24 protein-coding genes and 1 pseudogene are annotated in these 23,987 nt (G+C 62.6%); 12 read left to right on the plus strand and 13 right to left on the minus strand.

Going from position 1 to position 23,987, the window contains the following annotated elements; genetic code table 11:
- The first annotated feature begins 135 nt into the window (after positions 1-135).
- Both KIP88_RS15020 and KIP88_RS15025 read left to right on the plus strand, forming a co-directional pair.
- The gene (locus KIP88_RS15020; protein ID WP_214488687.1) at positions 136-1,098 is read left to right on the plus strand and encodes an alpha/beta hydrolase; all 963 of its coding nucleotides are present in this window, start codon (positions 136-138) and stop codon (positions 1,096-1,098) included.
- A gap of 9 nt (positions 1,099-1,107) precedes the next feature.
- Positions 1,108-1,659: a MarR family winged helix-turn-helix transcriptional regulator gene (locus KIP88_RS15025; protein ID WP_214488688.1), complete on the plus strand. Its 552-nt coding sequence runs from the start codon at positions 1,108-1,110 to the stop codon at positions 1,657-1,659.
- Positions 1,660-1,809: 150 nt separating this feature from the next.
- On the opposite strand, the pseudogene KIP88_RS15030 reads toward KIP88_RS15025, so the two are convergent.
- The 3 genes and pseudogenes from KIP88_RS15030 to KIP88_RS15040 all read right to left on the minus strand — a co-directional run bounded on the left by KIP88_RS15030 (position 1,810) and on the right by KIP88_RS15040 (position 4,309).
- A pseudogene (locus tag KIP88_RS15030) lies at positions 1,810-2,096 on the minus strand (GIY-YIG nuclease family protein).
- A 161-nt stretch (positions 2,097-2,257) separates the two neighbouring features.
- A complete protein-coding gene (gene groL / locus KIP88_RS15035) occupies positions 2,258-3,904 on the minus strand; it encodes a chaperonin GroEL (RefSeq protein WP_214488689.1) in 1,647 nt (548 codons plus the stop codon).
- 90 nt (positions 3,905-3,994) lie between these two features.
- A complete protein-coding gene (locus KIP88_RS15040) occupies positions 3,995-4,309 on the minus strand; it encodes a co-chaperone GroES (RefSeq protein ID WP_214488690.1) in 315 nt (104 codons plus the stop codon).
- A 379-nt stretch (positions 4,310-4,688) separates the two neighbouring features.
- Here KIP88_RS15040 and KIP88_RS15045 point away from each other — a divergent pair, with 379 nt between their 5' ends.
- Both KIP88_RS15045 and KIP88_RS15050 read left to right on the plus strand, forming a co-directional pair.
- The gene (locus KIP88_RS15045) at positions 4,689-4,976 is read left to right on the plus strand and encodes an usg protein (RefSeq protein ID WP_057833772.1); all 288 of its coding nucleotides are present in this window, start codon (positions 4,689-4,691) and stop codon (positions 4,974-4,976) included.
- A 156-nt stretch (positions 4,977-5,132) separates the two neighbouring features.
- Entirely contained in the window at positions 5,133-5,681 is a 549-nt protein-coding gene (locus KIP88_RS15050; RefSeq protein WP_214488691.1) for a cupin domain-containing protein, read from the plus strand.
- Positions 5,682-5,785: 104 nt separating this feature from the next.
- Here KIP88_RS15050 and KIP88_RS15055 read toward each other — a convergent pair whose 3' ends face one another.
- Entirely contained in the window at positions 5,786-7,036 is a 1,251-nt protein-coding gene (locus tag KIP88_RS15055) for a NupC/NupG family nucleoside CNT transporter (protein ID WP_214488692.1), read from the minus strand.
- Positions 7,037-7,145: 109 nt separating this feature from the next.
- Between KIP88_RS15055 and KIP88_RS15060 the strand changes: the two genes are divergently transcribed.
- Complete coding sequence (locus tag KIP88_RS15060) at positions 7,146-8,369, plus strand: MFS transporter (RefSeq protein ID WP_214488827.1); 1,224 nt, start codon at positions 7,146-7,148, stop codon at positions 8,367-8,369.
- A gap of 154 nt (positions 8,370-8,523) precedes the next feature.
- On the opposite strand, the gene KIP88_RS15065 is transcribed toward KIP88_RS15060, so the two are convergent.
- The 3 genes from KIP88_RS15065 to KIP88_RS15075 form a co-directional block, all read right to left on the minus strand.
- Positions 8,524-9,288 (minus strand): SDR family oxidoreductase, encoded by a 765-nt coding sequence (locus KIP88_RS15065; RefSeq protein WP_214488693.1) that lies wholly within the window; start codon positions 9,286-9,288, stop codon positions 8,524-8,526.
- Positions 9,289-9,301: 13 nt separating this feature from the next.
- Complete coding sequence (locus tag KIP88_RS15070) at positions 9,302-10,060, minus strand: proteasome-type protease (RefSeq protein WP_214488694.1); 759 nt, start codon at positions 10,058-10,060, stop codon at positions 9,302-9,304.
- A gap of 187 nt (positions 10,061-10,247) precedes the next feature.
- Positions 10,248-11,060 (minus strand): class I SAM-dependent methyltransferase, encoded by an 813-nt coding sequence (locus tag KIP88_RS15075; protein WP_214488695.1) that lies wholly within the window; start codon positions 11,058-11,060, stop codon positions 10,248-10,250.
- A gap of 77 nt (positions 11,061-11,137) precedes the next feature.
- Between KIP88_RS15075 and KIP88_RS15080 the strand changes: the two genes are divergently transcribed.
- Positions 11,138-12,751 carry an ABC transporter substrate-binding protein gene (locus tag KIP88_RS15080; protein ID WP_249790781.1) on the plus strand — a complete coding sequence of 538 codons (1,614 nt, stop codon included), beginning with the start codon at positions 11,138-11,140 and terminating at the stop codon, positions 12,749-12,751.
- Positions 12,752-12,853: 102 nt separating this feature from the next.
- On the opposite strand, the gene KIP88_RS15085 is transcribed toward KIP88_RS15080, so the two are convergent.
- The 3 genes from KIP88_RS15085 to KIP88_RS15095 all read right to left on the minus strand — a co-directional run bounded on the left by KIP88_RS15085 (position 12,854) and on the right by KIP88_RS15095 (position 16,274).
- Complete coding sequence (locus KIP88_RS15085) at positions 12,854-13,693, minus strand: transglutaminase family protein (protein WP_214488696.1); 840 nt, start codon at positions 13,691-13,693, stop codon at positions 12,854-12,856.
- Positions 13,694-13,894: 201 nt separating this feature from the next.
- Positions 13,895-14,839 (minus strand): alpha-E domain-containing protein, encoded by a 945-nt coding sequence (locus tag KIP88_RS15090; protein WP_214488697.1) that lies wholly within the window; start codon positions 14,837-14,839, stop codon positions 13,895-13,897.
- Between the two features lie 16 nt (positions 14,840-14,855).
- Entirely contained in the window at positions 14,856-16,274 is a 1,419-nt protein-coding gene (locus KIP88_RS15095; RefSeq protein ID WP_214488698.1) for a circularly permuted type 2 ATP-grasp protein, read from the minus strand.
- A 220-nt stretch (positions 16,275-16,494) separates the two neighbouring features.
- Here KIP88_RS15095 and KIP88_RS15100 point away from each other — a divergent pair, with 220 nt between their 5' ends.
- The 3 genes from KIP88_RS15100 (at position 16,495) to KIP88_RS15110 (ending at position 18,593) form a co-directional block, all read left to right on the plus strand.
- A complete protein-coding gene (locus tag KIP88_RS15100; protein ID WP_214488699.1) occupies positions 16,495-17,226 on the plus strand; it encodes a molybdopterin-binding protein in 732 nt (243 codons plus the stop codon).
- Positions 17,227-17,302: 76 nt separating this feature from the next.
- Positions 17,303-17,812, plus strand: coding sequence for a xanthine phosphoribosyltransferase (gpt, locus tag KIP88_RS15105; RefSeq protein WP_214488700.1), 510 nt, complete (start codon positions 17,303-17,305; stop codon positions 17,810-17,812).
- Between the two features lie 163 nt (positions 17,813-17,975).
- Positions 17,976-18,593 carry a hypothetical protein gene (locus KIP88_RS15110; RefSeq protein WP_214488701.1) on the plus strand — a complete coding sequence of 206 codons (618 nt, stop codon included), beginning with the start codon at positions 17,976-17,978 and terminating at the stop codon, positions 18,591-18,593.
- 143 nt (positions 18,594-18,736) lie between these two features.
- On the opposite strand, the gene KIP88_RS15115 is transcribed toward KIP88_RS15110, so the two are convergent.
- The gene (locus tag KIP88_RS15115; protein ID WP_214488702.1) at positions 18,737-19,759 is read right to left on the minus strand and encodes a methionine synthase; all 1,023 of its coding nucleotides are present in this window, start codon (positions 19,757-19,759) and stop codon (positions 18,737-18,739) included.
- A 119-nt stretch (positions 19,760-19,878) separates the two neighbouring features.
- On the opposite strand from KIP88_RS15115, the gene KIP88_RS15120 reads away from it, so the two are divergent.
- The 3 genes from KIP88_RS15120 to KIP88_RS15130 all read left to right on the plus strand — a co-directional run bounded on the left by KIP88_RS15120 (position 19,879) and on the right by KIP88_RS15130 (position 22,309).
- Positions 19,879-20,580, plus strand: a complete 702-nt coding sequence (locus tag KIP88_RS15120) for a glutathione S-transferase N-terminal domain-containing protein (RefSeq protein WP_214488703.1) — start codon at positions 19,879-19,881, stop codon at positions 20,578-20,580.
- Between the two features lie 146 nt (positions 20,581-20,726).
- Positions 20,727-21,335 carry a 2-hydroxychromene-2-carboxylate isomerase gene (locus tag KIP88_RS15125; RefSeq protein ID WP_214488704.1) on the plus strand — a complete coding sequence of 203 codons (609 nt, stop codon included), beginning with the start codon at positions 20,727-20,729 and terminating at the stop codon, positions 21,333-21,335.
- Positions 21,335-22,309, plus strand: coding sequence for an NADPH:quinone oxidoreductase family protein (locus tag KIP88_RS15130; RefSeq protein ID WP_214488705.1), 975 nt, complete (start codon positions 21,335-21,337; stop codon positions 22,307-22,309). Before KIP88_RS15125 ends, KIP88_RS15130 begins: the two co-directional genes overlap by 1 nt.
- A gap of 98 nt (positions 22,310-22,407) precedes the next feature.
- Here the strand turns inward: KIP88_RS15130 and KIP88_RS15135 are convergent, their stop codons facing one another.
- Together KIP88_RS15135 and KIP88_RS15140 are read right to left on the minus strand one after the other, a co-directional pair.
- Positions 22,408-23,085 carry a triacylglycerol lipase gene (locus KIP88_RS15135; protein ID WP_214488706.1) on the minus strand — a complete coding sequence of 226 codons (678 nt, stop codon included), beginning with the start codon at positions 23,083-23,085 and terminating at the stop codon, positions 22,408-22,410.
- Positions 23,082-23,972, minus strand: a complete 891-nt coding sequence (locus tag KIP88_RS15140) for a crotonase/enoyl-CoA hydratase family protein (RefSeq protein WP_214488707.1) — start codon at positions 23,970-23,972, stop codon at positions 23,082-23,084. Before KIP88_RS15140 ends, KIP88_RS15135 begins: the two co-directional genes overlap by 4 nt.
- Positions 23,973-23,987 lie beyond the last annotated feature (15 nt).

Consider the following 23,987-nt stretch of genomic DNA (forward strand, 5'->3'; position numbering starts at 1 on the left):
CTTCGGGGCAAAGGTGCGCGGCCGGCAGCTTCTTGTTATGGAACCAGATTAGACTAATTAGTACGATGTCGCACTATATACCTTGGAATAGCGTGGAGATGGTGCGATGCAGGATTTCGCGGGTGCGATAAGGTCATGACGACGAAGCGATTGCTGCGGATCGAAACGGCCGACGGCGAGATGGCGCTCGGCCTGTGGGAGGTGGCGCCGGCAGGTGAGGCGCTCCATCCGCCGGTACTGCTGATGCACGGCGCTTCTTTTGGATCGGCGCTGTTCGATCTTCCGCTTGCCGGTTACTCGCTGATGCAGGAGCTCGCGAACGGCGGCCGGTTTGTCTATGCAATCGATGTTCGGGGGTATGGCGCGTCGGTCGGGCACGACGTGATGAACGCGCCGCCGGATGCGCATCCGCCGTTTTCGCGGGCGCGGCACGCCGTCGCGGACATTGGCGTGGCGGTGTCCGCCATTCTGCAGCGACGCTCGGTTCAATCGATCGACGTGATCGGCTTTTCGTGGGGCTCAATCATCGCGGGCTGGTACGCCAGCGGACATGCCGCCGAAGTTCGCAGGCTGGTGCTCTACGCGCCACTGTTTGCAGAGAAGAACGCCATGTGGCTGGACCGGATCGGTGATCCCGCGGACACGCGCAGGTTGGCCGGCCATTTTGGCGCCTATCGCCTGATCACCAGGGACGATGTCTTTGCGCGCTGGAACGGCGATGTGTCCGGCGACCCGCGCGATGTTCGCGAGGATGGCGTGGTGGAAAAATTATTCGAGACGCTGGCAGCCAACGATCCGCGCTCCGGTTTGCATCATCCGCCGGCATTTCGTTGTCCGAACGGTGCATTTGCCGACTTGATCGAGGTGTTCAACGGCCGGCCACTGTATGATCCGCGAGCGATCACCACGCCTGTCCTGCTGGTGCGGGGAGAACGCGACACCACCTCGACAAGGACCGACATGCAGCGGCTGCAATCAGCGATCGGCTCGGCTGAAAAATCGTGCCTAGAAATACCTGGCGGCTCGCACTTCCTCTGTATCGAGAAAAATCACATGAGCCTATACCGGGCGATAACGGCCCATCTGGCGGGGAATTGAGTGGCGGCAATGGCGGGCAGAGCGGCAGCGAAGCGCAGGATCGGCAAGACGGAAGAGCTGAACGTCGGCTGGCAGCCCGGAGAACGCGTGCTGCACGGATTGCTGCTCGAGGCGATCCTGAGGGACAATCCGATACCCGTGGCGTATCGCATGAACTACATCGCCAATTTCTATGTCGGCCCGCTGGTGGCGATGATGGAGCGGTCGTTCAAGCTGACGCGCTCCGAATGGATCGTGCTGTTCTGCCTGACGCGGCAGCCACGCCTGAACGCCCAGCAGATCAGCATCGTGACCGGACGGCCGAAGACCAGCATCGCGAGCGCGGTCAAGCTGCTCCAGAAGAAGGGGCTGATCACCCGGAAGACCGACATCGCCGACAGCCGTCGGCAGGTTTTGCACCTGAGCGAATCCGGACAACGCACATACGCCGCGATCATCAAGAGCTTTGTCGAGCGCGAAAAGGAAATGCTGGAAACGCTCGACCCGGCGGAGCGGCGCGAACTCGTCCGGCTGTTCGGCAAGATCATCGCCGCCGCCGACGCGTGGGCAAAGCCTTATTGAAGGGTGCGTTTTCGAGGGCGAGGATGAGGACACCCAAACTAAAAACCCGGGCATCGCTGCTGGGGCTCTTTGGCTTTGTTGGTGGCAAGCCCATCTCGTCATTCCGGGGCGATGCGAAGCATCGAGCCCGGAATCCATTTACCCAAAATCTCAGGTCGATATTTGCGGATATAGATCAATCCACTGCGGATTCACTCTTCAATGAGCCTGATCTTCCAGTTACGCCGCCACTTCTTTAATTCCTTTTCACGCGCAATTGCCGACGTGGGATCGTCGTAAATTTCGAACCAGACCAGTTTGTCGACGGCGTATCGCTTCGTGAAGCCAGCGACCACTTTGCTCTTGTGCTCGTACACGCGGCGAACGATGTCGTTCGTCACGCCGAGATAGAGCGTTCCGTATTTGTCGCTCGCGAGGAGGTAGACGTAGTAGGCCATGAGCAAGCGGAGCAATGGATTCCGGGCTCGGCGCTGCGCGCCGCCCCGGAATGACGAGAGATGTTATTGCGGCTTCGCGCGGAGAATCAACACCCAAACAAAAACCCCGGCATCGCTGCCGGGGTTTTGCATTCCTTGACAATCGCCTGAGAGGCTGGACCTTAGAAGTCCATGCCGCCCATGCCGCCGCCCGGAGGCATGCCGCCACCACTGCCGCCGGCGTTCTTCTTCGGCAGTTCGGCGATCATGGCTTCGGTGGTGATCAGCAGAGCCGCGACGGAAGCCGCGTTCTGGATCGCCGCACGAACCACCTTGGTCGGGTCGATGATGCCCTTGGTGACCAGGTTGCCGTATTCGCCGGTCTGCGAGTCGAAGCCGTAATTGTACTGCTCCTTCTCGAGGATCTTGCCGACGATGACGGAGCCGTCTTCACCGGCATTGATCGCGATCTGGCGGGCCGGCGCGGAGAGCGCCTTGCGCACGATCTCGACGCCGGTCTTCTGGTCGTCGTTGGCGGTCCTTATGCGCTTGAGCTGCTCGGAGGCGCGGAGCAGGGCGACGCCGCCGCCCGGCACGATACCTTCTTCAACCGCCGCACGGGTCGCATGCATCGCGTCATCCACGCGATCCTTGCGCTCCTTCACCTCGACTTCGGTCGCGCCGCCGACGCGGATCACCGCGACGCCGCCTGCGAGCTTGGCCAGACGCTCCTGCAGCTTCTCACGGTCGTAGTCCGAGGTGGTTTCCTCGATCTGCGCCTTGATCTGCTGGACGCGCGCCTCGATGTCGGCCTTCTTGCCGGCGCCGTTGACGATGGTGGTGTTTTCCTTGTCGATCATCACCTTCTTGGCGCGGCCGAGCATCTGCAGGGTCACGTTTTCGAGCTTGATGCCGAGATCTTCCGAGATCGCCTGACCACCGGTCAGAACGGCGATGTCCTGCAGCATGGCCTTGCGGCGATCGCCGAAGCCCGGAGCCTTCACGGCAGCAACCTTGAGGCCGCCACGCAGACGGTTGACGACGAGGGTGGCGAGAGCTTCGCCTTCGACGTCTTCCGCGACGATGACCAGCGGCTTGCCGGTCTGCACCACGGCTTCGAGCAGCGGCAGCAGCTCGTTCAGCGAGGAGAGCTTCTTCTCGTTGATCAGGATGTAGGCGTCGTCCATTTCAACGCGCATCTTGTCGGCGTTGGTGACGAAGTAGGGCGAGATGTAGCCGCGGTCGAACTGCATGCCCTCGACGACGTCGAGTTCGGTCTCGAGCGACTTGGCTTCTTCAACCGTGATGACGCCCTCGTTGCCGACCTTCTTCATGGCGTCGGCGAGGAACTTGCCGATTTCGGCGTCGCCGTTGGCGGAGATGGTGCCGACCTGGGCGATTTCCTCGTTCGAGGTGACCTTCTTGGAGTTCTTGACGAGGTCGGCGACCACGGCTTCCACCGCCAGGTCGATACCGCGCTTCAGGTCCATCGGGTTCATGCCGGCGGCAACCGACTTGGCGCCTTCACGGACGATCGCAGCCGCCAGAACGGTCGCGGTGGTGGTGCCGTCGCCGGCAGCGTCGGCCGACTTGGAGGCGACTTCGCGCACCATCTGCGCGCCCATGTTCTCGAACTTGTCCTCTAGCTCGATCTCCTTGGCGACGGTGACGCCGTCCTTGGTGATGCGGGGAGCGCCGAACGACTTGTCGAGCACGACGTTGCGGCCCTTCGGACCGAGCGTCACCTTGACGGCATTGGCGAGAATGTCGACGCCGCGCAGCATGCGGTCGCGGGCATCTACGCCGAATTTGACTTCTTTAGCTGACATATTGGATTTCCCTGAGTTGATGCTTGTTCTCACCCTGTCGGGGAGGCGCCTTGCGGGCGCTCCTCAGGGTGAGCGTTGCAGGCGAAGCGCTTAGGCAGCCTTCTTCTTGGTGGCGGGGACGTCGAGCACGCCCATGATGTCGCTCTCCTTCATGATCAGGAGATCTTCACCGTCGATCTTGACCTCGGTGCCCGACCATTTGCCGAACAGCACGCGGTCGCCGACCTTGAGGTCGATCGGGATCAGCTTGCCGGCTTCGTCGCGGCCGCCCGGGCCCACGGCGGTGATTTCGCCCTGCGAGGGCTTTTCCTTGGCACTGTCCGGAATGATGATGCCGCCAGCGGTCTTCTCTTCGGCGTCGATGCGCTTGACCACGACGCGGTCGTGAAGCGGACGGAATTTCATGCAGTCCTCCTAAGTTTCTGAAGATGTTATCAGATTTGGAAATTTGGCAGTCCGAGCAGGCGAGTGCCAACGCGGCTGCGGCTGATTTAGGCCAGTCTTGTTCGGGGGACAAGGGCTTCTAGCAGAAAAATTGGCACTCAAATATGACGCCTGCCAATTTCGTTAATCATGATTAATTCGCCGGACGGGGGCGCGGCCCCCGTATTAGCACGTGCGGTAAGCTGCTTTAACGCGTGAATTTTCAACAATTCATTAAACATTTAGGCTTGTGATGGGTGGGTATCGTGCGTCACATTTCTCAGATGTGAGCGCATCTCCGCCGGGGTGGCTCGGTGTGTGGCCACCACGTGAAATGCGCTTCCAGCAATGGAGGTTTGGCATGGTCTCGCGGGTTGGAGTTGCTTCCGACGATTTCCGGAAGCAGGTGCTGGGTTACGGGCTGACGACGGCGCAAATCCTGTATCGGATGCCGGATCATCCCTCATTGCTGCAGACCTATGTCTGGCAGAACTACGATCTGTTTCCGAAATTCCCGGCGCTGAAGGATTTCCTCGCGTTCTGGCAGGAAAAGCTCGATGGCCCGCTGTTTTCCGTGACGGTCGCGCATTCCAGGCTGATCAAGCCCGCCGAACTGCGCGCGGTGGATGGTGTGTTCAGGCTGCATTGAGCGGGATGCCGTAGTGCCGTAGGGTGGGCAAAGGCGCTTGCGCCGTGCCCACCACCTGACACTCCGCTCGCGATGGTGGGCAAGCTGCGCTTTGCCCACCCTACAAATTTCGATTTGTGTTAGCCTCCTCCCATCACAAAAAAACGGGAGGCACAAATGGCCAAGCAGAAGGCGGTATCACGTCCCGCGGCGCAGACCGCCGTGAAGAAGAAATGGTCGGGCCATAAGACGGCAGCCAAGTCTTCGGCCCGCAAGACAGTCAAATCCAAGACGAGGGGCGCACCGGCGGCCAAGCCCAAGCCGGCCAAGAAGGTGCGGCCGAAGCAAACCATCGCCGTCAGCCATCACCGCGAAGAAGATTTCAAGACCGACGGCCTGCGCGCTTACGCAAAGTACCGCGACCTCGGCATCGCGGACGCGACGCACGGTTTGGCGCAGGCGCATGTGATCCGCCTGCAGGGGCCCTGCAATCCGGCGGAAGTTTCAAAACTGCATTACCACGATCTCGAATTCCAGATGGTCTACGTGCTCAAGGGCTGGGTGAAGACCTACATGGAAGGGCAGGGCGAGACGCTGATGAAGGAAGGAAGCGCCTGGACGCAGCCGCCGCGCATCAAGCACCTGATCATGGATTATTCCGATGACGTGGAATTGCTGGAAGTGATTTTGCCGGCGGAGTTCAAGACGGTGGAATTGGCGAGCTGATCTTGTAGCCCGGATGGAGCGCAGCGAAATCCGGGAACGCTGCGCGTGATTGAACACGTGTCCCGGATTGCGCTGCGCTCCATCCGGGCTACAGGCTGACGACCTTACGTCATCACCCCGACGATCGCCCCCATCAAACACGTCGTCAGCGTGCCTGAGACGATCGACTTCAATCCCAGCGCATTGATTTCCTCGCGACGCTCCGGGGCCATGGTGCCGAGACCGCCGATCATGATGCCGAGGCTCGCGAAATTGGCGAAGCCGCACATCGCATAGAGCATGATCAGCCGCGAGCGCGGATCGAGCGCATCCGTGCCGAGCTTTGACAGTTCGACATAGGCGATCAATTCGTTGAGGATGGTCTTGATGCCCATCAGGCTTCCCGCCGTGACCGCTTGCGGCCATGGCAGGCCCATCAGCCAGCATACCGGCGCCATCAGGTAGCCCAGCAGCCGCTGCAGCGAAATTCTGGCGCCGCCGATTTCGGGCAACAGTCCGAGGATCGCGTTGGCGAGATAGACCAGCGCCACCAGCACCAGCAGCATGGCTACGATGTTGAGCAGTAGCTCGAGCCCGGCTGTGGTGCCCTTGACGATCGCGTCCATGGAGCTCGAGGTTTGCATGTCGGGATCTTCCAATGATCCGCCGGTGCGCTTATCCGAAGTCTCCGGCACCATGATCAGGCTGATCAGAATGGCCGCCGGCGCGCCCAGCACGGATGCAATGACAAAATGCGCCGCCGCGTCCGGGATCAGCGGCGCGAGGAAGGTGGCGTAGAGCACCAGCACGGTGCCGGCGATGCCGGCCATGCCGCCGGTCATGACCAGAAACAATTCGCTGCGGGTGAGCTGGGCCAGATAGGGGCGGATGAACAGCGGCGCCTCGACCATGCCGAGAAAGATATTCGCCGCGGTGGACAAGCCCACCGCGCCGCCGACGCCGAGCGTGCGCTCCAGCAGCCATGCCATGCCGCGCACGACCGGCGGCAGCACGCGCCAGTAGAACAAGAGCGTCGTCAGAACGCTCATGACCAGCACGATCGGCAGCGCCTGAAACGCCAGAATGAAATCCGCGCCCGGCGCCTTGAGGTCAAACGGCAGTGCGCCGCCGCCGAGATAGCCGAACACGAAGGAAGTGCCGGCGCGCGTCGCCGCCGAGATCGTGTTGACGGCGTCGTTGATGGCGCCGAACGCCTTTGCCACCGGCGGCAGTTTGAGCAGCACCAGCGCGGTGACCACGGTGGCGGCAAGGCAAACCGCCATTTGCCGCAACGATACCGCGCGGCGGTTTTCGCTGAGTGACCATGCGATCGCCAGCAACGCCAGCACACCGAACGCCGATTGCAGTTGCAGCATGAATCCCCCGCCAACCCGGGAGCGATTATGCCAGCGCCGGGCGGCCGCGCAATGCCGTGTTGCGGGCCTGCCCGTTGACATCTGCATCCCGCTCGGCCACCCGTCTCTCATGTCCTCGACGATGCCTGTCGGCGCCCGCGATCTGCTCAGGCACGGGCCGTTCCTGTTTTTCCTGCTGTCGCGAAGTCTTTCGCGCTTTGCCAGCCAGATCGCGGCGGTTGCGATCGGCTGGCAGATCTACGACATTACCGGCAGCGCCTTTCAGCTCGGCATGGTCGGGTTGGTGCAATTCCTGCCCACGGCGTTGCTGGTTTTCGTGGCCGGCCACGCCGCCGACCGGTTCGAGCGCAAGCGCGTAGTGCAGCTTTGCCAGATCGCGGAAGCGGCGACGGCGCTGTTTTTGGCCGTCAGCACCTTTGCCGGTTGGCTCACCGTGACACAGATATTCATCGCCACCTTCATGATCGGCATCGCCGGCGCCTTCGAGAGCCCCGCCACGGCCGCGCTGCTGCCGTTGATCGCGCCCAAAGGCTCGGTGCAGCGCGCGACGGCGATCTCCTCCGGCGCAGCCCAGGTCGCGACCATCACCGGGCCCGCGCTTGGCGGGCTGGCCTATGTGTTCGCGCCGAGCCTGCCTTACTTCGTCATCGTCGTGTTCTGGCTGGTCGGCGCGGTTCTTACCGGCTTCATCCATACGACCAGGCCGGAGCTTGCGAAGCCGAATGCGACGGCAGACGATGTCTTTGCCGGCGTCCGCTTCATCCGCAACAATCCGGCGATCCTCGGCACCATCTCGCTCGATCTGTTCGCCGTGCTGTTTGGCGGCGTCACAGCGCTGCTGCCGATCTATGCGCGCGATATCCTGCAGACCGGCCCGCTCGGTCTCGGCATCCTGCGCGCCGCGCCCGCGGTCGGCGCGCTGATGATGACCATGGTGCTGGCCCGCCACAGCATCAATCGCCATGTCGGATTGCGCATGTTTCAGGCAGTGATCGTGTTCGGCGCGGCAACGGTCGTGTTTGCGCTGTCGCAGTGGATGTGGCTGTCGGTCGTGGCGCTGGCGGTCCTCGGCGCCGCCGACACGATCAGCGTGGTGATACGTTTTTCGCTGGTACAGCTCTCGACGCCCGACGAGATGCGCGGCCGGGTCGGCGCGGTCAATTTCCTGTTCATCAATGCCAGTAACCAGCTCGGCCAGTTCGAAAGCGGCGTCACCGCGGCGCTGTTCGGCGCGATGCCGGCCGCCGTGCTCGGCGGCGTCGGGACGATCGCGATAGCGCTGCTATGGATGAAGCTGTTCCCGGCGCTGCGGAAGGTGGAGCGGCTGGAGTAGGGGGAGCTACGATGTCTCAGCATGTCGTCCCTGCGAACGCAGGGACCCATACCGCGTGATATCTCGTGTGAACACGAATGCTAGACGTCTCGTACCTAATCAGCGCCGCGGAGTATGGGTCCCCGCGTTCGCGGGGACGACAGCGGTGGTTTGATTAGCCCCGTCCGACAAACGGCATCTTGCTCGCCATAACCGTCATGAACAGCACGTTGGCATCTAACGGCAGGCCGGCCATGTAGGCCACCGCGTCGCCGACCGCCTTCGCGTCCATGCGCGGTTCGTGTTTCATCGTGCCATCGGGCTGCATCACACCGGGGCCGGCGACCATGCGGTCCGTCATCGGGGTGGCGGCATTGCCGATGTCGACCTGGCCGACCGCGATGTCGTACATGCGGCCGTCGAGATTGGAAGCCTTGGTGAGACCCGTGATCGCGTGCTTGGTCGAGGTGTAGGCCGCCGAGAACGGCCGCGGCGCGTGCGCCGAGATTGAGCCGTTGTTGATGATGCGGCCGCCGCGCGGGTTCTGGTCCTTCATGATGCGGAACGCGTGCTGTGTGCACAGGAACGGGCCGGTGAGGTTGGTGTTCACCACCGCCTGCCACTGCTCGAGGGTGAGGTCTTCGAAATTGACGGGCGGCGCGCCCATACCGGCATTGTTGAAGAGAACGTCGAGCCGGCCATAGGTATCCTTCACCTTGGCGAACAGCGCCGCGATCGAGCCGGGATCGGTCATGTCAGCGGAAACGCACAGGCTCTTGCCGACATTGTCGCCGAGCTTCTTGGTTTCTTCCAGCATCTCCATGCGGCGTCCGGCGAGCACGACGGTGAAGCCTGCATTCATCAGCGCCAGCGATGCGGCGCGTCCGACGCCGGTGCCGGCACCGGTGACGATTGCGATCTTGTTTGTTGCGTCGGCCATTGTTTCCTCGCCTTCAGTTTTTTGCTTCTGTTTCGGATTTGTAGGGTGGTCTCGGAATATTCTGGTGCGCCGCCCGCAACGCCGCCGACCAGCGGGAACGCAGGTCGTGGAAATAGGGCTCGCCCGCCTCGATGCGGTGGTTGAGATCGGCCTCGCAGGCATCCGTGCGCACCACCAGCACGTCGATCGGAAGCCCGACGCCGAGGTTGGAGCGCATGGTCGAATCCATCGAGATCAACCCGGTCTTCAGCGCCTCATACAGTTCGACGTCATAGTGCATCGCGCGGTCGAGCACCGGCTTGCCGTATTTGTGCTCGCCGATCTGCAAATAGGGCGTATCGGTGGTGCATTCGATGAAATTGCCGGCGGTGTAGACCATGAACAGCCGCATCCGCGAGCCCTTGATCTGTCCGCCGAACAGGAAGGAGACGTCGAAGGAGACATCTTCGGATCGCAGCGCCGGGCCTTCGGTGGCATGGACCATGCGGATCGCCCGCCCGATGCGCTGCGCCGCCTGAAACATGGTCGGCGCGTTCATCAGCGTCTCGACCTCGCCGGTGGTGGGGTCTTCGATGCCCTCGGTCAATGTCGACAGCACCGACTGGCTGATCGCCAGATTGCCGGCGCTGGCAATCGCCATGATGCGCTCGCCGGGCTTGGAGAAAATATGGAGCTTGCGGAAGGTCGAGACGTTGTCGAGCCCGGCATTGGTGCGGGTATCCGCAATCATGACGAGCCCGTCCCGCACCAGAATTCCGCAACAATAGGTCATTCCAAGTCCCCGAACGCGCCTGAATTTTTCGGCGGCCAAACTAGTAGCCAATTTCAAGGGGGCATCCAACCCCAATTCCCGCGGCACGGCATGCAACCGGAGGCCAAAACCTGCCTGCCGGGCGGCGTGGCGGCTCATACCCGGTGACCATCCGCCTCCTGGACCAATCCCGGAGCCCAAACCGGGATCATGCACGCGCCAGGATGACATGCGCCTGGATTTTGGCGGCGACCTCGCCATTGCCGTGCTTGCGCGCGATGGCGGATGCGGCGTGTTCGGTGGCGGCCTCGAGTTTGTCGGCGCCGCGGGCCTCGATCTCGTTGCGCAGCGGCGTTCCCTGGCAATAGGCGACAGCGGGATGACGGGGCGAGGGCGCGCGGCTCTCCTCCGCTCTGGTTTCGATCGTGACGTTCGAAAAGCCTGCCTTCTCCAGATCGCTCCGGATCAGCGCGGTGTCGTGATAGCCGTGCGGTGTGCGGGCCAGGAAGCGCGGAGGGTCGTTCGGAAAAAACTCCGCGAGCGCATCGGTCACGTCGCCGGCGAACACGTTTTCCTCGATGCGGTCCCATGCATTGAACAGGAAACATCCATCCGGCTTGAGCACGCGCCGGGCCTCGCGGTAGGCGGAGGGGCGGTCGGGGAAGAACATGACGCCGAACTGACAGCAAACCAGATCGAAGGCCGCATCTTCGAACGGCAGCGCCTGCGCATCGGCCTTGCGCCAGGCAATGCGGTCATCCCGGTCTTGCCGTGTGGCGGCATAATCGAGCATCGGCTGATTGAGGTCGGTCGCGACGTAGCGGGCATCGGGCGAAAGCTTCGGCGCCAGTGCGCGCGTCACCACGCCGCTGCCGGCTGCCGTTTCCAGCACGGCTTTGGGCGAAAGTGCGGCAGCCCTTTGAGAAATATCCCGGGCGTAGCTCGCGAAGATCAGGGGAACCATATCGCGGTCGTAGTTTTCCGGAATCGAGCCGGCAAAAACCTTGTCGCCTGCTGACATGGCCAGTCCTCTGCGCTACCGTTGATCTCTCGCAGTTCTACAATTCTACAGAAAAAGAAAATACATTGGGAGGCTGAATGCGCACCTGCAATTTGCCGGGCAAGTTACACGCCGCGCTCATCATGCTCTTTTGCATCGCACTGGTTGCCGCCAGCCCCGCCGCCGCACAGAAAAAGGGCGGCACGCTCAGGCTCTATCACAACGACAATCCGCCCTCGACCTCGCTGCACGAGGAAGCGACCATCGCCTCGGTGACGCCGTTCGCGGCGATCTTCAACAATCTCGTGGTGTTCGATTCCGCCAAGGTTCATGAGAGCATCGACACAGTCATTCCGGATCTCGCCGAAAGCTGGTCCTGGGATTCGACCAACACCAAACTGACGTTCAAGCTGCGGCAGGGCGTGAAATGGCACGACGGCCAGCCGTTCACGGCCAAGGACGTGCAGTGCACCTGGCGGATGCTGATCGGCAAGACCGAGACCCAGGACTTCAAGCGCAATCCGCGAAAAGTCTGGTACACGAAGCTGCAGGACGTCAGCATCAACGGCGATTACGAGGCGACCTTTGAGCTGAGCGAGCCGCAACCGAGCCTGCCGGTATTGCTCGCGAGCGCGTTTTCGCCTGTTTATCCCTGCCACGTGCCGCAGCAGGTGATGCGCACCAAGCCCGTCGGCACCGGGCCTTTCAGATTCGTCGAATTCAAGCGCGGCGAGTCGGTCCGTCTCGTGCGCAACCCCGATTACTGGAGGAAGGATCGGCCTTATCTGGACGAGATCACGTTCCGCATGATCGACAGCCGCGCCACGCGTATGCTGGCGTTCGCCACCGGCGACTACGACATCACCTTTCCCTCCGACGTCAGCGTTCCCCTGATGAAGGACATCAAGGCGCGCGCGCCGAACGCGATATGCGAGATGACGGCCACGGGAACGCAGATCAACCTGATGGTCAACCGCGTCAATCCGCCGTTCGACAATCCGGATATCCGAAAGGCGATGTCACTGGCGCTGGACCGTAAGCCCTTCAACACCATTCTGATGGAGGGCATGGCGCGGATGGGCGGGGCGATGCTGGCCAAGCCCGAAGGCGAGTGGGGTATGCCGCCGGAGATGGTGACATCGCTGACCGGATATGGTCCCGACACCGAGAAGAGCGTCGTCGAGGCACAGGCGATCATGCAGAAGCTCGGCTACAGCGATGCAAAACCGCTGCAGATCAAGATCCAGACGAGGAACCTGCCAACCTATCGCGATCCTGCCGTGATCCTGACCGATCAGCTCAAGAAGATCTACATCACTAGCGAACTCGACATTCTCGACACGCCGCGCTGGTACGCGCGGCTGGCCAAGAAGGATTACACGATCGGACTGAACGTCACTGGCGTCAGCGTCGACGATCCCGACGGCAATATCGTCGAGAACTATTCCTGCAAGTCGGAGCGCAACTACACGCAGTATTGCAACGCGGAGGTCGATCGCCTGCTGGCGGCGCAATCGAGCGAACTCGACAAGGAAAAGCGCAGAAAGATGGTTTGGGATATCGAGCGGCTATTGGTCGAGGACGCCGCGCGGCCGATCATCCTGCATTCATCGGCAGGCAATTGCTGGCAGCCCCATGTGAAGAACTTCAGGCCGCACGATAACAGCCAGTACAACAACCTGCGGTTCGAGGATGTGTGGTTGGATAAGTGATCCGTAGGGTGGGCAAAGCGAAGCGTGCCCACCATCGAGGACCGTGCTCGTGGAGACATGGTGGGCACGGCGCGATGCGCCTTTGCCACCCTACGAACCCCGTCACTGCGACTGGCTTTGCCACTGTCCCGATCGTCCGGCCCGATCGACCTTGACCGCAACCGTCAGCGTTTCGGTCCCCCCACCATAGCGGGTGCCGCGAACGGGCGCGGCGCCGAGGTAGTCGAGTCCGATCGCGACACGGGCATGGGCGTCGGTGGTGCAGATGCCGTTGGCGGCATCGAAGCCGACCCAGCCCAAATCAGGCACGTAAGCTTCCGCCCAGGCGTGGCCGGCCTGCTGGTGCACGGTGCCGTCGGAACGCAGGAAATGTCCGGAGACGAAGCGCGCCGGAACGCCGCCGGAGCGGGCGCAGGCGATAAAGATGTGGGCGTAGTCCTGGCAGACACCACGCTTGAGCGCAAAAGCTTCCACCGCCGACGTGCCTGAATTGGTGGGGTCCTCGTCGAACGTCATGTGCTCGTTGATCTGCACCATCAGCGCATGAAGGAAGCCGAGCACGTCGCCGTCGGATTCCGAACGCATCTCGCGGGCAAACGTCGCCATCGCAGGATTGACTTCGGTAAGCCCCGTCGAGCGCAGGAACAGGCTCGGCGGGAACCGCTCGTCGGTGCCGCGCAGCACGCCGCCGGTGTCGTGGGTCTCGATCAGGCCCTCGACACGGATGGTGAGGTCGGCGATCGGGCCGTGGGTGAGCACATGCGTGACGTTGCCGAACGCGTCCTGATGCATGTCGAGGCGGGAGTCCGTGGAGACGTCGATCTGCCACTCGGCGACATATTGGCCGTCATGGCTGCCGGGCGTCATGCGCAAAATCTGGATCACGCCCGAGGCCGGCGGCTCGTAGCGATAACTGGTGGAATGGGCAATTCGCAGGCGCATGGTGGAACCAGGGTCGGATCGTCATGCCCGGGCATAGCAGTCTGCACAGACTGCGTAAACTTGTCTGCGCTGCCGGGCATCCACGTCTTTCTCACTCCGTTGGCATAGCAAGACGTGGATGGCCGGGACTTCTAGCGCGAAGACGCGCTTCGCGCTACTGCCCGGCCATGACGGTGTTTTGTTGCGTTTCGTCCGAAATTTCTAAATCAAATACTGTCTGGTGATGATCTCACCGAGCCGCGCATTATCCGAAATGAATTCCTGGATGAACTCATGGACGCCGTGCTGGAAGATATCGTCCATATGGCTGTGTTCAAGCCGGTTACGGACGCCGCGGGCGTGGCGCTGGGAGGCGCCCTGGCGGCCATAGGCGACGCCGATCTGATCGAGGTTGCGCACCAGATTGCTATAGCAGCTCGCCAATGACCGCGGCAGCGTGTCGTTGAGGATCAGGAGGTCGGCGATCAGCCAGGGTTTCAGCGTTTCGCGGTAGACCCAGTGATAGGCCGTCAGCGCCGACACCGAGCGCAGAATCGAGGTCCACTGGTAGTAGTCCAGCGGGCCGCCGACGTGTTCCTCCTCGGGCAGCAGCACGTGATACTTCACGTCGAGAATGCGGGCGGTGTTGTCGGCGCGCTCCAGATGCAGGCCGAGCCGCGAGAACCAGTAAGCGTCGTTACGCAGCATGGTCCGGTAGGCCGAACCGTCGAACCGCAATGATGTCTCCTGCACGAAGCGCAGGAACCGCGCCAGTTCCTCGCGGCTTGACGTGCCTTTGCCCCAGACCTCCTGCAATTCGATCCAGGCCGAATTGATGGTGTCCCACATCTCACTCGTCAGTGCAGTGCGCACCGAACGCGAATTGAGCCGTGCGGCCTCGATGCAGTTCTTGATCGAGGAGGGATTGGATGGCGAGAATGCCAGATACTCGACAACGTTCTGCTCGTTCGCTTCCTGATAGGCCTCGTAGAAGCTCGCGCTGACGCCGGCGGTCAGAAGCGCCGATTCCCACTCATTGGTCTTGCCGATATAGGCGGCGGGAAGTGCTGTGACGCGCAGTGTGGCGTCGATGGTGCGCGCGATATATTCGGCGCGCTCGACATAGCGGGCCAGCCAGTACAGGTTTTCGGCAGTGCGCGACAGCATACGAAAATTTCGCTCTCTATTCGTCCAGTATCCAGGTGTCCTTGGTGCCGCCGCCCTGGCTCGAATTGACCACCAGCGAGCCTTCTTTCAGCGCCACCCGCGTCAGCCCGCCCGGCACGATGGTGACGTGCTTGCTGCCCGTCAGCACGAACGGCCTGAGATCGACATGGCGCGGGGCGAGGCCGGAGGCGGTGCAGGTCGGGCAGGTCGACAGCGCCAGCGTCGGCTGGGCGATGAAACCCTCCGGTTCGCGCTTGAGCTTGTCGCGGAACGCCTCGATGGTTGCTTTGGTCGCGGCGGGGCCGATCAGCATGCCGTAACCGCCGGAGCCGTGGACTTCCTTCACCACGAGGTCGCCGAGATTGTCGAGCACGTAGGACAGGTCCTTCGGCTCGCGGCAGCGCCAGGTCGGCACGTTCTTCAGGATCGGTTCTTCGTCGAGATAGAATTTTACGACCTCGGGCATGTAGGAATAGATCGCCTTGTCGTCGGCGATGCCGGTGCCGACCGCATTCGCCAGCGTGACGTTGCCGGCAGCATAGGCCGACATCAACCCGGGGACCCCGAGCGCTGAATCCGGGCGAAAGGTGAGGGGATCGAGGAAATCGTCGTCGACGCGGCGGTAGATCACGTCGACGCGCTTCAAACCCTCGGTGGTCCGCATGAACACCTCGTCGTTCTTGACGATGAGATCGCGGCCCTCGACCAGCTCGATGCCGAGCTTGTCGGCCAGGAACGAATGTTCGTAATAGGCTGAGTTGTAGACGCCGGGCGTCATCAGCGCGACCGTCGGCTCTGCCGAGGCGGACAGCGGCGCCACCGAGCGCAACGCCGACAGCAGTTCGTCGGGATATCGCTCCACAGGGGCTACGCGATGGCGAGCGAACAGGTCCGGAAACAGCCGCATCATGATTTCGCGGTTTTCCAGCATGTAGGAGACGCCCGAGGGCGTCCGCGCATTGTCCTCCAGCACGATGAAATTGTCGGCGTCGACCCGGACGATGTCGATCCCGGCGATGTGCACGTAGACGTCGTGCGGCACGCTCTGGCCGTTCATTTCCGGGCGGAATACCGGGTTCTGGAAGATCAGGTCGTCGGGAATGATGTTGGCGCGCAGGATGTCGCGGCCGTGATAGATGTCGCGCAGGAACATGTTGAGCGCGCGGACCCGCTGCTTCAGGCCCTTTTCCAGCGTGGCCCATTCCTTGGCCGACATGATTCGCGGGATCACGTCGAAGGGGATCAGCCGTTCCTGGGCTTCGGCGTCGCCATAAACGGCGAAGGTGATGCCGATCCGGCGGAACAGCAGTTCCGCCTCCTGCCGGCGATATTCCAGGGCGTCCGGAGGCGTCTCCTTCAGCCATCGGGAGAGCTCCCGATAGGCCGGGCGGAGGTCGCCGCCGGGACCATTCATTTCATCGAACGCAACTGCCATAAATTCTGAATATCCCCCAGGTCATGCGCCACAGTGCATGACCTGAAGGGATGGTAGCAAGGGCCGGGCCAGCGCGATATGCATTGGCTTGCGGCTTTTGGTATGGGTAGTCCGCCGCGCTGCCCTAAAAAAAGGCTGCCGGGTGCTTATTTCGGCAGCAAACCCTCGTGACTTCAATGCGTTGCTTGCGCAAAAGTACGGGGGCAGGTGGGGAGAAGTCATGAGCGAGATCGTCACGGCGGGTATTCTGGTCATTGGCGACGAGATCCTGTCCGGCCGGACCAAGGACAAGAACATCGGCTTCATCGCCGAGTACCTGACCAATATCGGGATTGACCTCAAGGAGGTCCGTGTCGTCGCCGACGACGAGGCCGACATCATCGCAGCCCTTGATGCACTGCGGCATCGCTACAACTACGTCTTCACGACCGGTGGCATCGGGCCGACCCATGACGACATCACCGCCGACAGCGTCGCCAAGGCTTTCGGCGTCGCGATCAACCATCACCCGGAGGTGGTGGCGCGGTTCCGCGAACGCTGGACCGAGCAGGATCTGAACGAGGCGCGGCTGCGCATGGCCCGCGTGCCCGACGGCGCCGAGCTGATCCAGAGCGCCACCATCCTGGCGCCCGGCTTCAAGCTCGGCAACGTCATCGTGATGGCAGGCATCCCCTCGATCATGCAGGCGATGATGGATATCGTCGCGCCGAAGCTGAAATCGGGCGTGCGGATGCTGTCGGACTCGGTAACGGCCAATGCGCGGGAAGGCGATATCGGCGGTCCGCTGCGCGAGATCGCCAACGCCCATCCCGAGACCATCATCGGCAGCTATCCGTTCATGGACGAGGACAAGAAGCCGAACACCAACCTCGTCGTCCGCTCGCGCGATCCCGAAAAGCTCAATGCTGCGATGACCGCGGTGAAGGAGATGCTGGCGGGCATCCCGAGATAGCTGCGATTGCGGTGATCCGGTTTCGAAGTTCGCAATACGGGAGAATAAAAGTGACCGCTTGTTCTGGAGCGCGTTCGTGACCGAGCGCGACAAAGCCACTCCGCCGCCGGAGAAAGCCTTTCCGGTTTCCTGGGACCAGTTTCACCGGGATTGCCGGGCGCTGACCTGGCGCCTCAACGAGGTCGGGCCATTTCATGCCATCATCGCGATTACCCGCGGCGGGCTGGTGCCGGCGGCCATCGTGGCGCGCGAACTCGGCATTCGCATCATCGATACCGTCTGCATTGCCAGCTATGACCACACCCGGCAGGGCGACCTGCAGGCGCTCAAGGGCGTTTCGACTGAGGTAGCAAAGCTCGGCGGCGGAACTGGCAAGGGACTGTTGATCGTCGACGACCTCGTCGACACCGGCAAGACCGGGCGGCTGGTACGTTCGATGATGCCGGACGCGCATTTCGCGGCCGTCTATGCCAAGCCGCAGGGCAAGCCGCTGGTCGATACGTTTATTACGGAAGTGTCGCAGGACACCTGGATCCATTTTCCCTGGGATACTGCGCTGTCGTTCCAGCCGCCGATCCGTCCGTGACGGCGGGTGTGCCACATACCCACTGTCATTGCCTGCGACAAACGCGAAGCGTTTGCGCAAGGGAGCGAAGCGACGAAGCAATCCATGCTTCTCCACGGGCGGGGAGAGATGGATTGCTTCGCTGCGCTCGCAATGACGGGTGTGGCTAACGACTGAGCCTCCCATGCCCCTCCAAAACCGCGTCACGCCTACGGGCGACATCATCGCCACGGCGCATCGCGGCCTGTTCACCGGCAACCGCGGCATCATCCACGATCCCGCGACCAAGACCTTGCTGAAGAAGCGCTGGTCGAGCCCGGCGTGGATCACCTGTGTCTGTGAGTTCAGGGGATGGCGGCGCAAGGTGATGGGTGGGCGGAGCTGGACCGAGCTGTTCTTTCTCGACGAAGCCACCGCGTTCGCGGCCGGCCACCGGCCATGCTTCTTCTGTCGCCGTGACGATGCCAACCGTTTTCGGGCGGCGTGGGAGAAGGGTAACGCCGTCGCGGATGTTCGCGCGCGGGAGATGGACGCCGTATTGCATGGTGAGCGGCTGGAGCGCGGGAAGAAACGGCTGCATCCGCTACCGTTGCCAGCGGCGCAATTGCCCGATGGCGCGATGCTGCAGCAGGGCGAGGCAAGTTTTCTGATTGTGCGGGGCAGGGCGCTGCAATGGTCGATGTCCGGCTATCAGAAGATCGAGGCCGCACTTGACGAAGCGATGCTGCTGACGCCGCCGTCAACGCTGCGTGCATTAGGTGCTGGATATCGGCCGGTGCTGCATCCGAGTGCGCGTGGTTAGCGAAGGCGGTGCCGCTTGCGCGGTCTGCCCTCTCTCCCGCTTGCGGGGGAGAGCTGGAGTGGGGGCTCGCTCCGCGAGTAGCGCTCGTGGAGAGAGTCCCCACCCTAACCCTCCCCCGCAAGCGGGAGAGGGAACGGAAACGCCTAGCCCAGCCGCTCCCGCGCCAGCTTCGCACCCGCACCCAGCGCCGCCAGCTTCGCTTCCGCGATGTCCCGCCGCATCGGCGCCATGCCGCAATTGGTGGTCGCGACGATGTTGCTCAACGGCACGAATTTCGACACCGCCTCGATCACCTTCACGACATCCTCGGCCGTCTCCACCGTATCGCTGGCGACGTCGATCACGCCGGCCTGGATGACCTTGCCGGGGAGCAGCGCCAGCAAATCCAACGGCACCTTCGAATTACGGCACTCGATCGCGACCTGCTGGATCGGGCTTTTCGCGATCGCCGGGAAGATGTCTTCGTACTGCCGCCACTCGCTGCCCAGCGTCTGCTTCCAGTCGGTATTGGCCTTGATGCCGTAGCCGTAGCAGATGTGAACAGCAGTGGTGCAGGTCAGGCCTTCGGCGGCGCGCTCGAGCGCCTTGATGCCCCAGTCGGATACTTCGTCCATGAAGACGTTGAAGGCGGGCTCGTCGAACTGGATGACGTCGACGCCGTCGGCCTGCAGCGCCTTGGCCTCGTTGTTGAGCAGTTCGGCAAAGGCGAACGCCATCTTGACCTTGTCGCCGTAATACCGGTCCGCGACCGTGTCGGCGATCGTCATCGGGCCGGGCAGGGTGAACTTCAGCTTGCGGGTGGTGTGGGTGCGGGCGACGCGGGCTTCGTCCGCGTGGACGCGGCCCTTCAACGTCAGCGGCGCAACCACCTGCGGCACCATCGCCTTGTAGCGGTCTTTCCTTATGCCCATCTCGACCTTGTGGGCGAAATCGATGCCCTCGACCTTCTCCAGGAAGCCATGGACGAAATGCTGACGGGCCTGTTCGCCCTCGGTGACGATATCGACGCCGGCATCCTCCTGCAGCTTCACCGCCAGCATGGTGGCGTCGCGCTTGGCGCGGGCGAGTTCGTCGCCTTTGGATTTCCAGGGTGCCCAGAGCGTGTTCGGCTCGGCCAGCCATTCCGGCTTGGGCAGCGAGCCTGCGATGGTGGTTGGAAACAGCATGGGAGCCTCCCGGTCGGTTCTGATTGAGCGCCTGTCTGCCATGTCTTATGATCGAGGTACAGAACAACAAAAGTCGCCCATCGCGGGAATATTCCCGCCCATCGGCAGCTAGGGGAGCCATGATCGACCTGCATTACGCGCCGACGCCCAACGGCTGGAAAATTTCGATCATGCTGGAGGAACTCGGGCTTTCCTATCAGGTCATTCCGGTCAACATCCGTGCCGGCGAGCAGTTCAGGCCGGAATTTTTGGCGATCAGTCCGAATAATCGCATTCCGGCCATCGTGGACCACGCGCCGGCCGCTGGCGGCGAGCCGTTCTCGGTGTTCGAGACCGGGGCAATCCTGATCTATCTCGCCGACAAGACCGGGCGCTTTCTGCCGAAGGAAACGCGGGCACGCTCCCGCGTCATGGAATGGCTGATGTGGCAGATGAGTGGGCTCGGGCCCATGCTCGGCCAGCACGGCCATTTCGCGCTCTATGCGGCGGAGAAGATTCCATACGCCATCGAGCGCTACCGCGACGAGGCGGCGCGGCTCTACCGCGTGCTCGATACGCAGCTTGGCAAGACCGGCGCGTATGTCGCCGGGGATTACTCGATTGCCGACATCGCCTGCTTTCCCTGGACGATGACCCACAAGGCGCAGGGTTTTACGCTCGATGACTATCCGAACGTCAAGCGCTGGTACGCGGAGGTGCGAGCGCGGTCGCAGGTGCAGGCCGGGTTGGCAATCGGGAAGTTTGTGAAGGAGCCGTTCGACGAGGAGGCGCGGCGGAATATGTTCGGGCAGAAAGCGAAGGAGATGGCGGGGAAAGGGTAGGGCTTCCGCTACGCCGTCATTGCGAGGAGCGAAGCGACGAAGCAATCCATACCTTTCGTGCGGCAAGATCGATTGCTTCGCTTCGCTCGCAATGACGGGGGAAACATCTGACAGCAATAATACAAATCGGAATGAGGGAAACACCCATGATCGAATTCTTCTTCGACTGCTCCAGTCCCTGGACCTATCTCGCCTTCCACAACATCCAGCCGCTCGCCAAAGAGCTCGGCGTCGAGATCACCTGGCGGCCGATCCTGGTCGGCGGCATCTTTAATACCGTCAACCCGAGCGTCTACGCGCAGCGCGAGACGCCGGTGCCGTTGAAGGCGCGCTACATGAAGAAGGATCTCGCCGACTGGGCGCGCTCCGCTGGCCTTGCGATCAAGATGCCGCCGACGGTATTTCCGGTGAACAGCGTGAAAGCGATGCGTGGCTGCATCTGGCTCGGTCAGGACATGGTGCCGTTCGCCACCGCGGTTTTTGAGGCCTATTGGGGCAACGACAAGGACATCTCGCAGGATTCGGTGCTGACCGAGATCTGCAAGACGGTCGGCGTCGATCACGTCAAATTCTTTGAGGGCATCGGCCAGCAGGCGATCAAGGACCAGCTCAAGGCCAACACGGATGAGGTGATGGCGCGCGGCGGCTTTGGTTCGCCGACGATCTATGTCGACAAGACCGACATGTATTTCGGCAACGACCGGATGCCGCTGATCCGTGAAGCGCTGGAGCGCGTGAAGGCGCGGGCCGCCTGATGCCGAAGGCTGTCATCTGCCGCGAGCTTGGTCCGCCCGAGAACCTGCGCCTGGAAACGTTTGACGCCGCGCCGCTGGCGCCGGGGCAGGTGCGCGTCGCCATCCGCGCCGCCGGGTTGAATTTCCCCGACGTTCTGATGGCGGCGGGCGAGTATCAGCTCAAGCCACCGCTGCCGTTTACGCCAGGCATGGAAGCGGCTGGCGACGTCGTCGAGGTCAATGCGGCCGAAGGCGTCGCGGTTGGCGACCGCGTGATCGTCAAGATGCGGCATGGCGCCTATTCCGATGAAGCGGTCGCCACGCCGTCGCAGCTCGTAAGACTGCCGTCGAATTTCGACTATGCCGAGGGCGCGACGTTCCTGGCCGGCCACGGCACCGCCTATCACGCGCTGATCGATCGCGGCCGGCTTCAACCGGGCGAGGTGCTGCTGGTGCACGGCGCGGGCGGGGGCGTCGGGCTCGCCGCCGTCGAGATCGGCAAGATGCTGGGCGCCACCGTGATCGCCACCGCATCGAGTGATGAGAAGCTTGCGATTGCGAAGGCAAGGGGCGCCGATCATCTCGTGCGCTACGACCGCGAGCCGTTCCGCGATGCCGTCAAGCGCATCACCGACGGGCAGGGCGCGGACGTGGTGTTCGATCCCGTCGGCGGCGAAGTGTTCGAGAACTCGATGCGCTGCATCAACTGGGGTGCACGGCTGCTGGTCATCGGCTTCACCGGCGGTATCGGCCTTGCGAAGACCAATCTCCTGATGATCAAGGGCGCGAGCGTACTCGGCGTCCGCGCCGGCGAAGCGGTGCGGAGAAATCCCGTGCTCGGCGAGGTCAGGATCAAGGCGCTGACGGAATGGGCGGAAGCGGGGAAAATCCGCCCCAATGTCTCGCACCGGCTGCCGTTGGAAGATTACGCGAAAGCGATGCGGCTGCTGATCGACCGCAAGGCGATCGGGCGGGTGGCGTTGACGATGGAGTGATGCCGTAGGGTGGGCAAAGGAGCGTTAGCGACATCGTCGAGCGCGCCGCGAGATGGTGGGCACGCTTTGCTTTGCCCACCCTACGATTCTAACCCACCCTATGGTTTTACGAACGTCCCATCCTGCAGGAACGCAATCGTCTGCGCGACCGCGACACTGTTTCGCACCAGCCACGGATGCGCTGTGTCGACCACGACATGGTCCGCCATGCCATCGATCATGGTTTTTTCCACCGATACCCGGCCGTCATGCGGCTTCGGCAGCATCGAGCCGGCCAGGGGATCGATCGAGCGGTTTCCCGCGACGATGCCGACCGGATAATCCAGCGGCGGAAGCAGCGCATTGATCGCATCGTCCCGCTGTGTGCCGAGCTGCTGTCCGGCGGGTCCGAAGAAGGCGCGGTAGGCGCCGAAGTTCTTCAGCCGGTCGGCGATTTCGCTGCCGCTGTTCGGCGTGCCCAGCATCACAACGCGGCCGAGGCGCTTGGGCCGATGCCTGCCGATGTAGACGCGGGCCAGGAGGCCCCCCATGGAATGGCAGACGAAATGGACGGAGCCATCGATGCCATCGGCAAAACGCTGGATGGAGGGATGGATATCCTCCGCCAGCGCTTCCAGCGCCTTCCGGCGGCTCGCATAGTCCTGATTGAGGGCGGCGAAGCCAGCGTCTTCCAGCGCCGTCTGCATTTTTCGAAACGATCGCGCCGTCCTGCTGATGCCATGCAGCAGGACGACGCCGTCTTGCGTCGCGTTGGCCGATGCGGGCCGGCCGCTCACTTATACTCGCGCTCCTGCCACCACGGGAAATAATCAGGCATGTCGCTGGAAACCTTGTTCTTGAATTCGGCCGGGCGCTTTTCCAGGAACGAGACCACGCCTTCCTTGACGTCTTCGCTTCGCCCGCGGGCGTAGATGCCGCGGCTGTCGACCTTGTGGGCTTCCATCGGATCGTCGGCGCCCATCATGCGCCACATCATCTGCCGGATCAGCGCCACCGACACCGGCGCGGTCTTGGCCGCGAATTCCTTGGCGAGCGCGCGGGCGGTCGGCAGCAAATCGTCCGGCGGCACCACCTTGCTGACGAGGCGGCCGGCCAGCGCTTCCTGCGCCGGGAAGACCCGGCCCGAATAGCACCATTCCAGTGCCTGCGAGATGCCGACGATACGCGGCAGGAACCAGCTCGAGGCGGCTTCCGGTACGATGCCGCGTTGGGAGAATACGAAACCGAAGCGGGCGGCGTCCGAGGCAATGCGGATGTCCATCGCAAGCTGCATGGTGACGCCGATGCCGACCGCCGGGCCGTTCACCGCCGCGATCACGGGTTTCAAGCACTTGAAGATCCGCAGCGTCACCTGGCCGCCGCCGTCGCGCACCATGGGATCGCTGTAGTCGACCGCGCCGCTGGCCAGCCGCTTCACCGGCCCGCGCCGGGCATCGCGGTCGAAGGTATTGGCGCCGGAGGAGAGGTCGGCGCCGGCGCAGAATCCGCGGCCCGCGCCGGTCACGATGATGGCGCGAACATTGTCGTCCTTGTCGGCGGCGTCGAAGGCGTCGATCAGTTCCTGCTGCATGGTGCCGTTGAAGGCGTTGAGCTTGTCGGGCCGGTTCAGCGTGATGGTGAGAATCTGATCGTCGACCTCGTACTTGATGGTCTCATACGCCATGGGGTGTGTTTCCTC

The sequence above is a fragment of the Bradyrhizobium sp. SRL28 genome (genome assembly GCF_018596315.1).
In the GTDB taxonomy this organism is placed as follows: domain Bacteria; phylum Pseudomonadota; class Alphaproteobacteria; order Rhizobiales; family Xanthobacteraceae; genus Bradyrhizobium.

Bases quoted from the DNA above. Each gene is read 5' to 3' on its own strand.
- KIP88_RS15020 (WP_214488687.1), top strand. From the start codon at position 136: ATGACGACGAAGCGATTGCTGCGGATCGAAACGGCCGACGGCGAGATG.
- KIP88_RS15025 (WP_214488688.1), top strand. From the start codon at position 1,108: ATGGCGGGCAGAGCGGCAGCGAAGCGCAGGATCGGCAAGACGGAAGAG.
- groL (WP_214488689.1), bottom strand. From the start codon at position 3,904: ATGTCAGCTAAAGAAGTCAAATTCGGCGTAGATGCCCGCGACCGCATG.
- KIP88_RS15040 (WP_214488690.1), bottom strand. From the start codon at position 4,309: ATGAAATTCCGTCCGCTTCACGACCGCGTCGTGGTCAAGCGCATCGAC.
- KIP88_RS15045 (WP_057833772.1), top strand. From the start codon at position 4,689: ATGGTCTCGCGGGTTGGAGTTGCTTCCGACGATTTCCGGAAGCAGGTG.
- KIP88_RS15050 (WP_214488691.1), top strand. From the start codon at position 5,133: ATGGCCAAGCAGAAGGCGGTATCACGTCCCGCGGCGCAGACCGCCGTG.
- KIP88_RS15055 (WP_214488692.1), bottom strand. From the start codon at position 7,036: ATGCTGCAACTGCAATCGGCGTTCGGTGTGCTGGCGTTGCTGGCGATC.
- KIP88_RS15060 (WP_214488827.1), top strand. From the start codon at position 7,146: ATGTCCTCGACGATGCCTGTCGGCGCCCGCGATCTGCTCAGGCACGGG.
- KIP88_RS15065 (WP_214488693.1), bottom strand. From the start codon at position 9,288: ATGGCCGACGCAACAAACAAGATCGCAATCGTCACCGGTGCCGGCACC.
- KIP88_RS15070 (WP_214488694.1), bottom strand. From the start codon at position 10,060: ATGACCTATTGTTGCGGAATTCTGGTGCGGGACGGGCTCGTCATGATT.
- KIP88_RS15075 (WP_214488695.1), bottom strand. From the start codon at position 11,060: ATGTCAGCAGGCGACAAGGTTTTTGCCGGCTCGATTCCGGAAAACTAC.
- KIP88_RS15080 (WP_249790781.1), top strand. From the start codon at position 11,138: ATGCGCACCTGCAATTTGCCGGGCAAGTTACACGCCGCGCTCATCATG.
- KIP88_RS15085 (WP_214488696.1), bottom strand. From the start codon at position 13,693: ATGCGCCTGCGAATTGCCCATTCCACCAGTTATCGCTACGAGCCGCCG.
- KIP88_RS15090 (WP_214488697.1), bottom strand. From the start codon at position 14,839: ATGCTGTCGCGCACTGCCGAAAACCTGTACTGGCTGGCCCGCTATGTC.
- KIP88_RS15095 (WP_214488698.1), bottom strand. From the start codon at position 16,274: ATGGCAGTTGCGTTCGATGAAATGAATGGTCCCGGCGGCGACCTCCGC.
- KIP88_RS15100 (WP_214488699.1), top strand. From the start codon at position 16,495: ATGAGCGAGATCGTCACGGCGGGTATTCTGGTCATTGGCGACGAGATC.
- KIP88_RS15110 (WP_214488701.1), top strand. From the start codon at position 17,976: ATGCCCCTCCAAAACCGCGTCACGCCTACGGGCGACATCATCGCCACG.
- KIP88_RS15115 (WP_214488702.1), bottom strand. From the start codon at position 19,759: ATGCTGTTTCCAACCACCATCGCAGGCTCGCTGCCCAAGCCGGAATGG.
- KIP88_RS15120 (WP_214488703.1), top strand. From the start codon at position 19,879: ATGATCGACCTGCATTACGCGCCGACGCCCAACGGCTGGAAAATTTCG.
- KIP88_RS15125 (WP_214488704.1), top strand. From the start codon at position 20,727: ATGATCGAATTCTTCTTCGACTGCTCCAGTCCCTGGACCTATCTCGCC.
- KIP88_RS15130 (WP_214488705.1), top strand. From the start codon at position 21,335: ATGCCGAAGGCTGTCATCTGCCGCGAGCTTGGTCCGCCCGAGAACCTG.
- KIP88_RS15140 (WP_214488707.1), bottom strand. From the start codon at position 23,972: ATGGCGTATGAGACCATCAAGTACGAGGTCGACGATCAGATTCTCACC.